At 73.6% G+C, this 14,163-nt stretch carries 14 protein-coding genes; 3 read left to right on the top strand and 11 right to left on the bottom strand.

Annotated features, from left to right (window positions below; genetic code table 11):
* Positions 1-58: 58 nt before the first annotated feature.
* The 4 genes from rlmB to AWH51_RS06965 form a co-directional block, all read right to left on the bottom strand.
* Positions 59-1,132: a 23S rRNA (guanosine(2251)-2'-O)-methyltransferase RlmB gene (rlmB, locus tag AWH51_RS06980; RefSeq protein WP_063071379.1), complete on the bottom strand. Its 1,074-nt coding sequence runs from the start codon at positions 1,130-1,132 to the stop codon at positions 59-61.
* Positions 1,122-2,576: a cysteine--tRNA ligase gene (gene cysS, locus AWH51_RS06975; protein ID WP_063071378.1), complete on the bottom strand. Its 1,455-nt coding sequence runs from the start codon at positions 2,574-2,576 to the stop codon at positions 1,122-1,124. Before cysS ends, rlmB begins: the two co-directional genes overlap by 11 nt.
* Before the next feature lie 83 nt (positions 2,577-2,659).
* Positions 2,660-3,892 (bottom strand): 2-C-methyl-D-erythritol 4-phosphate cytidylyltransferase, encoded by a 1,233-nt coding sequence (gene ispD, locus AWH51_RS06970; RefSeq protein WP_063071377.1) that lies wholly within the window; start codon positions 3,890-3,892, stop codon positions 2,660-2,662.
* A gap of 75 nt (positions 3,893-3,967) precedes the next feature.
* A complete protein-coding gene (locus AWH51_RS06965) occupies positions 3,968-4,450 on the bottom strand; it encodes a CarD family transcriptional regulator (RefSeq protein WP_045529466.1) in 483 nt (160 codons plus the stop codon).
* A 165-nt stretch (positions 4,451-4,615) separates the two neighbouring features.
* On the opposite strand from AWH51_RS06965, the gene AWH51_RS06960 reads away from it, so the two are divergent.
* Positions 4,616-5,182, top strand: coding sequence for a hypothetical protein (locus AWH51_RS06960; RefSeq protein ID WP_063071376.1), 567 nt, complete (start codon positions 4,616-4,618; stop codon positions 5,180-5,182).
* A gap of 81 nt (positions 5,183-5,263) precedes the next feature.
* On the opposite strand, the gene AWH51_RS06955 is transcribed toward AWH51_RS06960, so the two are convergent.
* Both AWH51_RS06955 and AWH51_RS06950 read right to left on the bottom strand, forming a co-directional pair.
* The gene (locus AWH51_RS06955; protein WP_063071375.1) at positions 5,264-5,944 is read right to left on the bottom strand and encodes a response regulator transcription factor; all 681 of its coding nucleotides are present in this window, start codon (positions 5,942-5,944) and stop codon (positions 5,264-5,266) included.
* Positions 5,941-7,104 (bottom strand): sensor histidine kinase, encoded by a 1,164-nt coding sequence (locus tag AWH51_RS06950; RefSeq protein WP_063071374.1) that lies wholly within the window; start codon positions 7,102-7,104, stop codon positions 5,941-5,943. Before AWH51_RS06950 ends, AWH51_RS06955 begins: the two co-directional genes overlap by 4 nt.
* A 205-nt stretch (positions 7,105-7,309) precedes the next feature.
* On the opposite strand from AWH51_RS06950, the gene phoU reads away from it, so the two are divergent.
* Entirely contained in the window at positions 7,310-7,963 is a 654-nt protein-coding gene (gene phoU / locus AWH51_RS06945; RefSeq protein WP_063071373.1) for a phosphate signaling complex protein PhoU, read from the top strand.
* A gap of 101 nt (positions 7,964-8,064) precedes the next feature.
* Here the strand turns inward: phoU and AWH51_RS06940 are convergent, their stop codons facing one another.
* A complete protein-coding gene (locus AWH51_RS06940) occupies positions 8,065-8,820 on the bottom strand; it encodes a phosphoglyceromutase (RefSeq protein WP_063071372.1) in 756 nt (251 codons plus the stop codon).
* A 35-nt stretch (positions 8,821-8,855) separates the two neighbouring features.
* Here AWH51_RS06940 and AWH51_RS06935 point away from each other — a divergent pair, with 35 nt between their 5' ends.
* Positions 8,856-9,674: a class I SAM-dependent methyltransferase gene (locus AWH51_RS06935; RefSeq protein WP_063071371.1), complete on the top strand. Its 819-nt coding sequence runs from the start codon at positions 8,856-8,858 to the stop codon at positions 9,672-9,674.
* Positions 9,675-9,700: 26 nt separating this feature from the next.
* Here AWH51_RS06935 and AWH51_RS06930 read toward each other — a convergent pair whose 3' ends face one another.
* The 4 genes from AWH51_RS06930 to AWH51_RS06915 form a co-directional block, all read right to left on the bottom strand.
* Positions 9,701-11,104 (bottom strand): hypothetical protein, encoded by a 1,404-nt coding sequence (locus AWH51_RS06930; protein WP_063071370.1) that lies wholly within the window; start codon positions 11,102-11,104, stop codon positions 9,701-9,703.
* 184 nt (positions 11,105-11,288) lie between these two features.
* A complete protein-coding gene (locus AWH51_RS06925) occupies positions 11,289-12,410 on the bottom strand; it encodes an FUSC family protein (protein ID WP_063071369.1) in 1,122 nt (373 codons plus the stop codon).
* Positions 12,394-13,545 carry a YgfZ/GcvT domain-containing protein gene (locus AWH51_RS06920; protein ID WP_063071368.1) on the bottom strand — a complete coding sequence of 384 codons (1,152 nt, stop codon included), beginning with the start codon at positions 13,543-13,545 and terminating at the stop codon, positions 12,394-12,396. The genes AWH51_RS06925 and AWH51_RS06920 overlap by 17 nt, the downstream gene beginning before the upstream one ends.
* The gene (locus AWH51_RS06915; protein ID WP_063071367.1) at positions 13,535-14,134 is read right to left on the bottom strand and encodes an FABP family protein; all 600 of its coding nucleotides are present in this window, start codon (positions 14,132-14,134) and stop codon (positions 13,535-13,537) included. The genes AWH51_RS06920 and AWH51_RS06915 overlap by 11 nt, the downstream gene beginning before the upstream one ends.
* Positions 14,135-14,163: the final 29 nt, after the last annotated feature.

Here is a 14,163-nt window from a genome sequence, read left to right as displayed (position 1 = left end):
GGCCGCACGCACGAGGAGCCGGGACCCTGGGGTCCCGGCTCCTCGTGCGTGCGATGGTCTACTTGCGGCGGGCCGCCGTGCGCAGCTTGCCGATCTCGTACAGCGTGACGCTCGCCGCGATGCCCGCGTTGAGCGACTCGGTGGAGGCGCCGATCGGGATGGACACGACGGTGTCGCAGGTCTCGGTGACGAGGCGCGACAGGCCCTTCCCCTCGGAGCCGACGACGACGACGATCGGCCGGTCGGCGAGCGTGAACTCGTGCAGCGACATGTCGCCGCCGCCGTCGAGGCCGACCACGAAGACGCCGCGCTGCTTGAGCGCCTTGAGCGTCTGCGTGAGGTTCGACGCCATGGCGACGGGCGTGCGCGCGGCGGCGCCGGCGGACGTCTTCCACGCGCTCGCGGTGAGGCCGACCGAGCGTCGCTGCGGCACGATCACGCCGTGGCCGCCGAACGCGGCGACCGAGCGGATGATCGCCCCGAGGTTGCGCGGGTCGGTGATGCCGTCGAGCGCGACCATGAGCGGCAGCTGGCCGCGCGAGATCGTCTTGTCGAGCAGCTCGATCGCGTCCGCGTACTCGTACGGCGGCACCTTGAGCGCGAGGCCCTGGTGCACGGCGTCGTGGCCGGCGATGCGGTCGAGCTCCGGTCGCATGACCTCGAGCACGGGGATCCCGCGCCCGGTGGCGAGCGACAGCACCTCCTTGACGCGGTCGTCGTACTCGATGCGCGAGGCGATGTAGAGGGCGGTCGCGGGGATCTTCGCCCGGAGCGCCTCGACGACCGAGTTGCGGCCGGTGACGACCTCGGACTCGTCCTGCTGCTTCGCGCGGCGGGCGCGCGGGGCGTCCGCACCCGCGGGCCGGTCGGTCGCGCGGGCGCGCGGCGGGGCCGAGCGGGGTGCGGGCGAGCGCTCGGCGCGCTCGTCGCGGCCGCGGTTGGCGCCCGCGGACGCCGCCTCGTACCGGTCCTTCGCGAGCTTGCGCTTGCCCGCGGGGTGGTACGGCCGGTCCTCTGCCTTGGGCGTGGGCTTCTTGCCCTCGAGGGCCTGCCTGCCCTGCCCTCCGGATCCCTTGAGCGGGCCCTTCTTGGTCTTGCGTACCGCGCCTGATCGGCTGGGCTTATTCGCCATCGATGCTCCAATGCGACCCGCCGGGCGAGTCCTCTATCGTGATGCCGGCCTCGGCCAGCTCCTGTCTGATGCGGTCGGCGAGGGCGAAGTCCCTGGCCTCCCGCGCGGTCTGTCGCTCGGCGATCCGGTGCTCGACCAGCGCCTGCAGCGCACGGCGCGCGGGCTGGTCGGACGCGGTGCGCCATTCGTCGGCGAGGGGGTCGATGCCGAGCACCGCCACCATTGCGGAGACGTCCGCGCGCTGGGACGCGGCCTCCGGGAGGTCGCCGGCGTCGAGGGCGGCGTTGCCCGCGCGGACGGCGTCGTGCAGCACGGCGAGCGCCTGCGGGACGCTGAGGTCGTCGTCCATCGCCTCGGCGAACGCGGCGGGCACGACGGCGGGCGCGCCGTCCTCGGCAGCGGCCGCGGCCTGGAAGCGCGTGCCCGCGAGGCGCCGGGCGCTGCGGTCGAGGAACGTCTCGATGCGGTCAAGAGCGGCCTCGGCCTCGGCGAGCGCGCCGTCGTGGAACTCGAGGGTGGAGCGGTAGTGCGCGGATCCGAGGAAGTAGCGGACGACGACGGGACGGGCCGAGGTCAGCAGGTCGGCCGCGAACAGCGAGTTGCCGAGCGACTTGCTCATCTTCTGGCCGGCGACCGCGACGAGCCCGTTGTGCAGCCAGTACCGGGCGAACGGGTCCCCCGCCGCGCGCGACTGCGCCAGCTCGTTCTCGTGGTGCGGGAAGCGGAGGTCGAGGCCGCCGCCGTGGATGTCGAACTCGGCGCCGAGGTAGCGCGTGGACATGGCGGAGCACTCGATGTGCCAGCCCGGACGGCCGGCGCCCCACGGGGACGGCCACGACGCGCTCGCGGGCTCGCCCTGCTTGGCGCCCTTCCAGAGCGCGAAGTCGCGCACGTCGCGCTTGGCGCGCGGATCCGCGTCGGCCGCGGCCTCCATGTCGGCGGCGCGCTGGCGGGTGAGCTCGCCGTACTCGGGCCAGGAGGCGGTGTCGAAGTAGACGTCGCCCGACTCGTCGCCAGCGGGGTAGGCGTGCCCGCGCTCGATGAGGCGCGCGATGAGCACCTGCATCTCGCCGATGCTGGCGGTGGCGCGCGGCTCGTAGCTGGGCGGCAGGATCCCGAGGGCGCCGTAGGCGCGGGAGAACTCGAGCTCCACGCGGTAGGCGAGCGCCCACCACTCCTCCGTGCCGCCCGCCTCCTGACCACGGCGGGCGTTGTCGATGACCTTGTCGTCGATGTCGGTGACGTTGCGCACGAGCGTGACGTCGAGCCCGCGGTAGGTCAGCCAGCGGCGCAGCTGGTCGTACGCGAGGGCGGAGCGGAGGTGTCCGATGTGGGGGGCGGACTGGACCGTCGGGCCGCACACGTAGATGCCCACCCTGCCGTCGACGAGGGGGACGAAGTCCCGCAGGGACTGCGTCCGGGAGTCGTGGAGGCGCAGGGTCACACACAGATCCTAGTCAGCGCGCCTCCGCGCCCCCGCCGGGTGACGGCCGATGCGACGGGCCGCGGCGTCCCGGGCGCGCCCCGTCAGACGCGCTCGACGAGGGCCGTCGCGACCGCGGCGACTCCGTCGCCGCGACCCGTGAAGCCGAGCCCGTCCGTCGTGGTGCCCGCGAGCGAGACGGGCGCGCCGAGGGCGGCGGAGAGGATCCGCTCGGCCTCGGCCCGCCGCGGCGACAGCTTGGGGCGCACGGCCATGACCTGCACGGCCACGTTGACGATCCGGAAGCCGGCCCCGCGCACGAGCTCCGCGGTGCGCCGCAGGAAGACGTCGCCGTGCGCGCCGTCGAGCTCCGGGTCGTCGGTGCCGAAGATCCCGCCGATGTCGCCGAGGCCGGCGGCGGAGAGGAGCGCGTCGCACATCGCGTGGCTCACGGCGTCGCCGTCGCTGTGCCCCGCGAGGCCGGCCTCGCCCGGCCAGTGCAGGCCCGCGAGCCAGAGCGGCTGCGACGCGTCGACCGCGTGCACGTCGGTGCCGATGCCCGAGCGGAGGCGCGCGGCGGCGGATCCGCCCCCCGCCGCGCGTGCGACGAGCTCCTCCGCGCGACGCAGGTCCCACGCCGTGGTGACCTTGAACGCGAGCGCGTCGCCGGGGATCACGCGGACCCCGCCGCCCGCGGCCTGGAAGAGCGCCGCGTCGTCCGTGTGCTCGGCGGCGGCGGATGCGTACGCGGCGACGAGGGCGGCGCGCGGGAAGCCCTGCGGGGTCTGGACGCCCACGAGGTCGCTGCGGTCGACCGTGCCGAGGCACTCCCCCGCGGCGCCGACGCGCTTGACCGTGTCGGTGACGGGGAGGCCGGGGACGACGCCCGCGCCGTCGTCGCGCACGGCCCGGGCGACCGCGGCGAAGAGCGCGGTGGGCGTGAGCGCGCGCGCCGCGTCGTGCACGAGGACCGTGTCGACGGATGCGGCGAGCGCGTCGAGACCCGCCCGCACGGACCCCTGCCGGGTCGCCCCGCCCACCACGACGTCGACGGACGACCGGGCCGCGCCCGCGACGGCGTCGACGATGGCGGCCGTCTCGTCGAGGTGCGTCGCCGGTGCGACGACGACGACCCGCGCCTCCTCCGCGAGGTCGAGGACCGCGGACAGGGAGCGTGCCAGCAGCGTGGCGCCGCCGACCTCGACGAGCGCCTTCGGGATCCCGGCGCCGAGGCGGGTGCCGCTGCCCGCCGCCACCACGATCACGCCGAGCCGCGGGCCGTCCGGCGCCCCGTCGACGATCGCGGGGGCGGAGGGGGCGACGGGGTCGTGGCTCATGCGGTCAGGCTACCGGCGGGTCGGGGCGCGACGGCCGGGACGGAGCACGCCGAGAGGTCGTGCCCGGCCGGCGGATCAGGACGCGAGGACCTCGTCGAGCAGCGTGGACGCGTGCTCCTCGTCCGTCTTCTCCGCGAGGGCGAGCTCGCCCACGAGGATGCCGCGTGCCTTCTGCAGCATGCTCTTCTCGCCCGCGGACAGGCCGCGATCCTGGTTGCGGCGCCAGAGGTCGCGAACGACCTCGGCCACCTTCAGCACGTCACCCGACGCGAGCTTCTCGAGGTTCGCCTTGTAGCGCCTCGACCAGTTGGTGGGCTCCTCGGTGAACTCCGCCCGGAGCACCGCGAACACGCTCTCCACGCCCTCGCGCCCGATGACGTCGCGGACGCCGACCATGTCGACGTTCTCGGCGGGCACCTCGATCTGCAGGCCGCCCTGGTTCACGTCGAGCTTGAGGTACAGCTTCTCCTCGCCGCGGATGACCCTCTTCTTGACCTCGATGATGGTCGCCGCCCCGTGATGCGGGTACACGACGGTCTCGCCGACCTCGAAGATCATGGGTTCCCCGTTCTGTGGACTGCCGCCCAGGGTACCAGCCGGGTCGGGCGCCCCCGCGGGCGGCCGGTCGGCACCTGATCCCGTAGGCTGGGCGGGTCAGCTGATACACGCGCGGACGCCCCCGGACGCCCCGGCGCCGGCTCCGTGCGACAACCGGAGGGTCCCGTGAGAGCGCGTACCGCATCGTCCATCGTCCTCGCGGCCCTGATCGCGGTCGGCACGTCGTCCTGCACCTTCATCACGCCCCAGGCCACGCGGATCTCCTACTACCCGAGCGACGGCTTCAACGCCACGGTCGGCGACATCGAGGTGCGGAACGCCATCCTCCTCACCGAGGGCGGCGGCGCCACCGGCGCGAGCCTCGTCGTCACGCTGGTGAACGACTCGGGCGGCAGCCAGCGGGTGTCGTTCCAGCACGAGACCTCCCCGGGCAGCGCCGACCGCGAGACCCGCACGGTCACGGCGGCCCCCGGCCTCACGAAGTTCGGCGCGGAGGACTCGCAGCGCATCGCGTTCGACACGGTCGAGCCGGAGCCGGGTTCGCTCACGAAGATCTACATCCAGTACGGCGACGCCGAGGGCGTCGAGATGGACGTGCCCGTGCTCAACGGCGACCAGGAGACGTACACGAACCTGGTGCCCGGCGAGACCGGGTCCACGCCCGACACGACCGTCACCACCACCCCCGTCTCCCCCAAGGGCGACGAGGGCCAGGGCGACTCCACGAACTGATCGGCCGGTCGCACGCGCGGCAGGCTGGACGACGAAGGCCCCGTCCCTGAGGGACGGGGCCTTCGTCGTGTGCGGAGCGCGCTACGCCTCGAAGCGGTAGCCGAGACCGCGCACGGTGACGAGCAGCACGGGGTCGGACGGCTCGCGCTCGATCTTGGAGCGGATCCGCTTGATGTGCACGTCGAGCGTCTTGGTGTCGCCGAAGTAGTCGGATCCCCAGACCCGGTCGATGAGCTGGCCGCGCGTGAGCACCCGGCCGGCGTTGCGGAGCAGCAGCTCCAGGAGCTCGAACTCCTTCAGCGGCATGGCGATCTCGCGGCCGTCGACCTCGACCGTGTGGCGCTCGACGTCCATGCGGACGAGCCCGACCTCGAGCACGTTGAGCGGCTCGTCGTCGACCTCGACGCGGCGGCGGAGCACGGCGCGGATCCGGGCGAGCAGCTCCCGCGTGGAGTACGGCTTGGTGACGTAGTCGTCGGCGCCGAGCTCGAGGCCCACGACGATGTCCACCTCGGAGTCCTTCGCGGTGAGCATGATGATCGGCACCGCCGAGCGCGTGCGGATCTCGCGGCAGACCTCGGTGCCCGGGAGGCCCGGGAGCATGAGGTCGAGCAGGATGAGGTCCGCGCCGTCCTTGTCGAACGCCGCCACGGCCGCGGGGCCGTCCTCGACGACGTCGACCTCGTAGCCCTCCCGCTGGAGCAGGAAGGCGAGCGGCTCGCTGAGCGACGCCTCGTCCTCGACGAGCATGATGCGTGTCACGTTGGTTCTCCGATGTCCGTACCGGCGAGCGCCGGGGTCTGCGATGCCTCGGGGAGGCGGATGGTGAAGGTCGAGCCGCGGCCGGGACGGGACCAGACCCGCACGTCGCCGCCATGATTCTGCACGACGTGCTTGACGATGCTGAGCCCGAGCCCCGTGCCCCCGGTGTCGCGGGCGCGGGCCTGGTCGACGCGGAAGAAGCGCTCGAAGATCCGGCCCTGCTCGTCCTCGGGGATGCCGATGCCCTGGTCGGTGACCACGACCTCGACGGCGCCGTCCTCGTGCATCACGCCGATCCCGACGCGGGAGCCGTCCGGCGAGTAGTTGACGGCGTTGCTCAACAGGTTCGCGACCGCCACCACGAGGAGGGCCTCGTCGCCGTAGACGGTGGTGCGCGAGCGCTTGCCGCGGGCCAGCTCGATGCCGCGGAGCTCCGCGCCGAGCCGCACCTGGTCGAGCGCGACGCTGATCACGTGGTCGACGTCGACGGGCTCCGCCTTCTCCAGCGCGTTGGCGGCCTCGAGCCTGGAGAGCTCGATGATCTCCTGCGTGATCCGCGCGAGCCGCGCCGACTCCGTGGTCAGCCGGGCCGCGAAGCGCCGCACCTGCACCGCGTCGTCCGCGCACGAGTCGAGCGCCTCCGCGAGCAGCCCGACCGCGCCGATGGGCGTCTTCAGCTCGTGGCTGATGTTCGCCACGAAGTCACGGCGCACCTGGTCGAGCCGGTGCGACTCGGTGCGGTCCTGCGCGAGGAGGAGCACGTAGCGCGTGCCGAGGCGGGCCACCCGCACGTGCATCTGGAACTCCGCGGCGCCGAACGGGCCGCGTGCGAGCGACACCTCCTCGGCCATCGGCTCGCCGGACCGGCGCACGCGGTCGACCATGGCGACGAGCTCCGGGTGCACGAGCGCCTGGTGGAAGACGAGGCCGGAGGAGATGGCGCCGGGCGACGCCTTCATCACGTTGTTGGAGGGATCGAGCACGATGCCGGCCGACTCCAGCGCGTCGAGCACCTGGTCGACGCCGTCCGGGACGACGGGGTTCGTGATCTCGACGGCACGGTCGCCGCGGTCCGCCGCGTGGTGCAGCAGCCACACGAATCCCGCGCCGACCGCCAGACCGATGAGGAGGCAGACGAGCACCAACGCACCGGTGTCCATGCGCCCACACTAGGAGACGGCGTCGGGGCGTCCCGGCCGTCCCCCTGCCGCATCGGGGCGGCGGGGCCACGAATTCAGCTCGACGGCACCGTGCGTTAACCTCGCATGACCAGAGTCGGAGGGACGTGGACCCGGCCCGGGGTCCGCCATGCCCGAGAACCACCCCGCCCCTCCTGCAGCGGGGCGGACTGAGAGGACGTCCCCCATGCGCGAAGTGTTCCAGCAGGAGCTCCACGAGGTGCAGGAGCGTCTCATCGAGATCTCCGCGCTCGTCGCCATCTCCATCGAGAACGCGACCCGCGCGTTCAACGAGTCGAACGTCAGCCTCGCTGAGACCGTGATCGAGCAGGACCGCCGCATCGACGAGCTCGCGACGAGCCTCGACGAGCTGGCCATCAACATCCTCGCCCGCCAGCAGCCGGTGGCGCGCGACCTCCGCATCGTGGTGAGCGCCCTCCGCATCAGCGCGTCGCTCGAGCGCATGGGCGACCTCGCCGAGCACATCGCGCAGCTGTCGCGCTACCGCTTCCCGGACAAGGTGGTGCCCAAGTCGCTCCGCCCCACGTTCCTCGAGCTCGGCCAGCTCGACGTGGCCATCGCCCGCAAGCTCACGGACCTCCTCACCACGGAGGACCCGAAGCTCGCCGAGGAGATCCGCAACGACGACGACCGCATCGACGAGCTGCACCTCAGCGTCTTCGACAAGGTGCTCGGCGAGACCTGGAAGGGCGCGGCCGTCGACACCGTCGACTCCACCCTCGCCAGCCGCTACCACGAGCGCTTCGCCGACCACGCGGTGTCCATCGCCAAGACCGTGCAGTACCTCGCGACCGGCGACTGGGTCCAGGCCGACGGCTGATCCCCGCCCGCCGGCCGAGTGCCGGCCCGCCGCGCCGCGGTGACATGACGAGAGCCCGACCGGATGATCCGGTCGGGCTCTCGTCGCCCGTGCGGGTGGGCCTACTTCTTGCTGCCCTGCGCGGCGACGGCCGCGGCACCTGCTGCGGCCGCCTCGGGGTCGAGGTACTCGCCGCCCGGGACGAGCGGACGGAAGTCCTCGTCGAGGCGGTACACGAGTGGGATGCCGGTGGGGATGTTGAGCTCGGCGATGTCCGCGTCCGAGATGCCGTCGAGGTGCTTCACGAGCGCGCGCAGCGAGTTGCCGTGCGCCGTGACGAGGACCGTGCGGCCGGAGGCGAGGTCGGGCTGGATGTCGGACTCCCAGTAGGGCAGCATCCGCTCGATGACGTCCTTGAGGCACTCGGTGCGGGGCAGGTCGTCGCCGAGGTCGGCGTAGCGCGGGTCGGCCGACTGCGAGTACTCGTCGTCGTCGGCGATGGGGGGCGGCGGCACGTCGAACGAGCGGCGCCAGGTGGCGAACTGCTCGGGGCCGTACTCGGCGAGGGTCTGCGCCTTGTCCTTGCCCTGGAGGGCGCCGTAGTGGCGCTCGTTGAGGCGCCAGGTGCGCTGGACGGGGATCCACGAGCGGCCGGCGCGCTTGAGCGCGATGTTCGCGGTGTCGATGGCGCGGATGAGGACGGAGGTGTGCAGCACGTCGGGGAGGATGCCGGACTCGGCGAGGAGCTCGCCGGCGCGCTGCCCCTCCGCGACGCCCTGCTCGCTCAGCTCGACGTCCACCCATCCGGTGAACAGGTTCTTCTGGTTCCAGTCGCTGTTGCCGTGACGCAGCAGCACGAGGGTGCGGGGTTCAGCCATGCGACCAGCCTATCGAGCGATGCGAGACTGGTCCCATGCCCGGCGCCGCCTCCCCCGTAGGCTCCGTGACCCGCGGGACGACCAACACGAACCGCCTCCGGCGCGTCGACAGGTGGATCGCGACCCTCGACTCCCTGCGCCTCGCGACCGACCCGCTCGTGGTCGACCTCGGCTACGGCGCGAGCGGGATCACGGCCCTCGAGATGCACCGGCGGCTGCGCGCGACGCGGCCGGACGTGCGCGTGGTGGGCATCGAGATCGAGCCGGGGCGGGTCGCGCGGGCGCGCGAGCAGCTCGCGGCATGGCCCGACGCGTCCGCCCGCGAGCGGGTGGCCTTCGCCCGCGGCGGCTTCGAGGTGCCGCTGCCGGGCGGCGAGCGGGCCACCGTGATCCGCGCGTTCAACGTGCTGCGGCAGTACGACGAGACGGAGGTGCCGGCCGCCTGGGCCCGCATGGCCGCGCGGCTGGCTCCCGGCGGATCCGTCGTGGAGGGCACGTGCGACGAGATCGGCCGCATCGCGAGCTGGGTCGACGTGCGCGCGGACGGCCCCCGCAGCCTCACCATCTCGCTGCGGCTCACGGGGCTGGAGCTGCCGTCGATCGTGGCGGAGCGCCTGCCGAAGGCCCTCATCCACCGCAACGTCCCCGGCGAGCGGGTGCACGGGGTGCTGGCCCTGCTCGACCGGAGCTGGATCCTCAGCGCGCCGCTCAGCGTCTACGGGCCCCGCCAGCAGTGGCTCGGCGCGGTGCGGCGGATGCGCGACGCCGGCGTGCCCGTCGAGGGCGGCCACGCGCGCTGGCGGCTCGGCGAGCTGACCGTGCCGTGGTCCGCGGTGGCGCCGGGCGCCTCCTGATCCCAGGGGCGCCCGGCCCCGGGTGATCAGGACGGCAGCCGGAGGATGCGCGCCACGTTCCAGCGCGGGCCGGGGAACTCGGCGTCCGATCTCGTGGAGGCCCCGGGCATCGCCGTCATGGCCGGCATCTGCGACATGCCCGACATCGAGGCCATGCCGGACATCCCGTCCATCCCCGCCATCGCGTCCGACGCCTCGGTCGGGTCCGCGCCCCACATCGGGGGCATGCCCACAGCCTGCTGCATGATCGCGCCGGTCGGCATCGACGGGGTGGTGCTCCGCAGCGGCTCGACGGTGCGGCCCCCGGCGCCGCAAGGGACGGTCACGTCGACCGTCGCCCGATGCGCGTCCTCGTCCATGCTCACGACGCGGACCGACATGCCGTGACGGAGGTCCGCTTCGTCACCCGGCACGAGGCGCTCGGCCATCTCCGAGGTGTCCCCCGGCCGCACGGCGATGGAGGTGGCCTCGGGGTACAGCGGATCCGTCCTCGAGAGCTGCACACCGGACGGCCGCACGTCGTGCGGCGCGGCCGGGGAGTCGTAGACGTTCGCGTACTCCTGCCCGTCCACGACGTCCCGGTACTGCACGAACCAGCTGACGGACGGGTCCCGAGGATCCGCCCAGGAGATGATCCGCTGGGCGTCGAAGCCGCTCGACATGGTGCTTATCGTGACGCGGCGCGCGGCCCCGCACGTGGGCACGACGCGATGCGAGATGAGCCCCAGGCGGTCGAGCGTGCCTGCGGTGAAGGGCAGGAACGTGTACGCGTGGCCCATCAGGTCGGCGTCGTTCCCGTACTCGTCACGGGCGCAGGAGGCGGGCATGGCGTGCTCGTCGTAATCCCACGCGTCGGAGCACTGCACCGAGGACGCGTGGAACAGCGACATGTTGTGCCCCAGCTCGTGCGAGATCGTGGTCGGCAGGTCGGCGTCGATGAAGAGGAATCCGCCGTCGTTCACGCCCTCGCCCTCCGACGCGTTGGAGAACCGCTCGCACGAGAGGCTCTCCGGCACCATCGCCATGAGGTGCTTGTCCGGACCGGGCGTGAAGCCCGAGTACTGGAGGGCGAAGGCGTTGATCGATGCGAAGTCGTCGCAGCGCACGTTCGGGTCGTCGGGGACCTGCCAGTCGCTGATGGAGGCGGCGTTGATGTGCACGCGGCCGTGCGTCTCGTTCGCGTAGTAGGCGTCCGCCTGGCTGAGCCGCGTCGCGACGTCCTCCGGGGTGTAGTTCGGGTCGATTCCCTGTGGCGCGACGAGGACCGCGGTGACCTCCTCGACCGCGGCCTGCCCCTTGGGGGTCGCGGCCTCCACCCGGTACGGCGCGGTCGTGGTGCCGCGACCCGCCGCGCCGGCGGGGGATGCGGTGGCCGCAGCGATGGCGAGCACCGCGAGGGTGCAGAGGATCGTCGGTCTCGTGATGCGCATGGGGCTCCTGTCAGACCCGCCGGAGCGGGGGGGGGACGTTCTCCGCAGGACCGTCACGACGGGCGGTCGGCGTGCGAGCACGTCGATGCGCAGATGCCGCGGGGACCGGTGCCCGTGGTGGGCCTGACACTAGGGCGGTCAGACGATCGTCGGGCGGAGACCGCACAAGGCCTCCTCCGCGCCGTCAGACCTCCGGCAGCGCCGCCCGGGCGGTCTCCGCGTCGACGCCCGCCGCGACCTGGAGGTCGACGAGGAGCGGACGCAGCAGCATCACGAGCATCACCTCGCCGACGGGCGCCCCGGGGATGAGCTCCCTCGGATCCAACCGCACGGCCACGAGCACGAGGTTCTGCTGCGCGAGCGGCGCGGCCGACGGGTCGGTCAAGCTCTGGCCGAGGAGGTTGACGCCGTTGGACACGGTGGCCAGCAGCTCCGCGAGCACCGGCCGCCTCACCCCGTCGACCACGAGGAAGTCGATGCGCCGCGAGATGACGCGCAGGTTCCGCACCGCGAGGTCCATGCCGTCGAGCACGCGCCGCTGGGCGCGCAGCTCCGGCAGGTGACGGCGGAGGAACGGGGAGATGCGCGCGATCGAGATGGCCGAGTCCGCCGCGGCGCTCCACGCGTCGATGAGCGGCTGGGTGCGCCGCAGCCGGTCGAGCGCGCGGTCGGCCGCGGTCGCGTCGCCGAGCCGCAGCGCCGTGACGAGCGACGTGAGCGCGTACGAGCACTCGGAGAAGACGCGGCGGGCCTCGCGGATCGCCTGCCGGCGCGGATCCCGCGGGATGAGCGCCGTCGCGAGCAGGGCCACCGCGCCGCCCACGAGCCCGTCGACGCTGCGCACGAACACGCCGCCGGGCGGCGCGGGCAGGAGCGCCACCAGGACGGCCTGCACGCCCGCCGCCACCGCGAACGCCGCGTTCGACGACAGCAGCCGCGCGACCAGCAGCGTCGCCAGGATGATGACGAACAGCTGCCACGCTCCCCGCCCGATCCCGAGCAGCAGCACCTCGCTGAGCGTGATGCCCACGGTCATGCCGATCGCCGTCTCGAGCACGCGCACGGGCCGGGCGTCACGCACGAAGCCGAGGCTCGTGATGGTGACGGTCGTCGCGAGCAGCGGGGTGTCGTGGCCGAGCACGTGGTGCGCGAAGGCCCAGCCACCCGTGGCGGCGATGGCGATCTGCAGGGCGGCGGGCGCGGATCCCCACAGGCGCAGGAGCGCGGCGCGCGGATCCGCCCGGTGCCTCAGGGTGCGGGCGGCACGGGCCGACCGCTCCCGCGCGCGCTCAGCGGCGGACCGCACCGAGCCGCGGCAGGCGGGGGACGTCGGCCGAGCGGCCGGCGTCGGTGGGCACGATCACGTCCTGCGCGGCCTGGACGCGCACGTCGTCGGCGACCACCTCGAGCTGCGCGGCGGGATCCACGTTGCGGCGCACCACGGCGAGCGCGACGGGACCGAGCTCGTGGTGCAGGGCGCTCGAGGTGACGGCGCCGACGACCTCGCCGGGGGTCCCGTCGGCCTCGGCGGGGAGCCGCACCTCGGATCCGGTGCCGGGCAGGACCGCGTCCGACCCGTCGAGGTGCAGGAGCACGAGACGGCGCGGCGGCCGGCCGAGGTTGTACACCTTGGCGACCGTCTCCTGTCCGCGGTAGCAGCCCTTGCTGAGGTGCACGGCGCTGCGCAGCCAGTCGAGCTCGTGCGGGATGGTGCGGTCGTCGACCTCGGTCGCGAAGCGCGGGCGCCACGCGGCGATGCGGAGCGCCTCGGCGGCGAGCGCGCCGGCGACCGGCAGCTCCCCGGAGGCGGCGCGCGCGGCGAGGGCCGGGAGCTCGGTGCGCGGGACGAGCCGCTCGCTCCAGGTCCAGCCGGCGGCCGGATGCGCGGCCGAGGTCGCGTACTGGTGGCCGCCGGGCACGACGGCGCCCCACGGATCCCGCCAGACGAGCGGCACCCCGGCGGGCGCGGCGACGGGCAGGTCGGGCTCGCCGAGCGTGCCGATCACCGCGAGCTCGGCCGTGCGGTCGGCGGGCTCGACGCGGAGCATGAAGCGCATCCGCTGCAGGTAGGCGAGCAGGGCGGCCGCGTCTCCCGCGCCCAGGAGGAGCCACGTGCTGACGCCGTCGTCGAGCACGCCGACCGCGTGCTCGAGCCGGCCGTTCTGGTCGAGGAAGAGGGTCTCGGCGGAGTCGCCGGGGGCCAGATCGCGGAGCGACTGGCTGGTGATGGAGTCGAGCCACGTGAGCCTGTCCTCGCCGGTGATGGAGAGGACCGCCCGGTGCGAGAGGTCGACGACCGCGGTGCCGGCGGCGAGGGCGCGCTGCTCCGCGACGAGCGATCCGATGTGCGCGGGCACGCCGGCGTCCGGGCCCTCCGCGGCGACGGCGCCGGGCAGGTCGAGGAACGGGGAGCGGAGGACGGGATCCGGGTCAGTCGACATGCGCCACCCGCCCGGAGGCGTGCGTGCGCAGCGGCTGGCCGAGGGCCGCGATGTCCCACGCCCAGAGGAGGTCGCGCTCCACGAGGCCGTAGAGCCGGGTGGCGCCCGTGTACTCCTTGGCTCCCTCGGTGCGCATGACCGCGTCGGTCGCGAGGTCGATGCGCGCGCTCTTCACCTGGCCGACGTACAGCTCGCTGACGCCGCCGGGATGCACGAGCGCGACCTCGACGTCGAAGCCGCCCTCCGCGTTCCGGAGGGTCTCGACCTCGTCGGCCGTGGTGAAGGGGCGCTCGCCCGCGGGCGGCAGCATGGCGGGGCCCGGGTCGCCGTCGGTGACGCGGCGTCGCAGCCGCCAGTAGCCGGTCTCGGTGACGAACGGCACGGGCCCGTCGTCGCCCTCGAGCCAGGCGTAGGAGGAGTAGTTGAGGTGGGGCAGGCCGTCGTGGCTGAAGCTGATGCGCTGGCCGAACTCGCGGCGCACCATCTCCTCGCCGACGGCGTACTCGACGACGCCGGTGCCCTCCCAGACCCCGAGGAGCCAGGAGAGCGGGACGAGCTCGGCGGGGAGGCCGGTGGGGATCTCGATCATGCGGCGCGCGGTCAGCGCTGGCCGCGGAA

Source organism: Clavibacter tessellarius (assembly GCF_001618005.1).
Lineage (GTDB): Bacteria > Actinomycetota > Actinomycetes > Actinomycetales > Microbacteriaceae > Clavibacter > Clavibacter tessellarius_A.
This window is presented reverse-complemented; position numbering and strand designations above follow the sequence as displayed.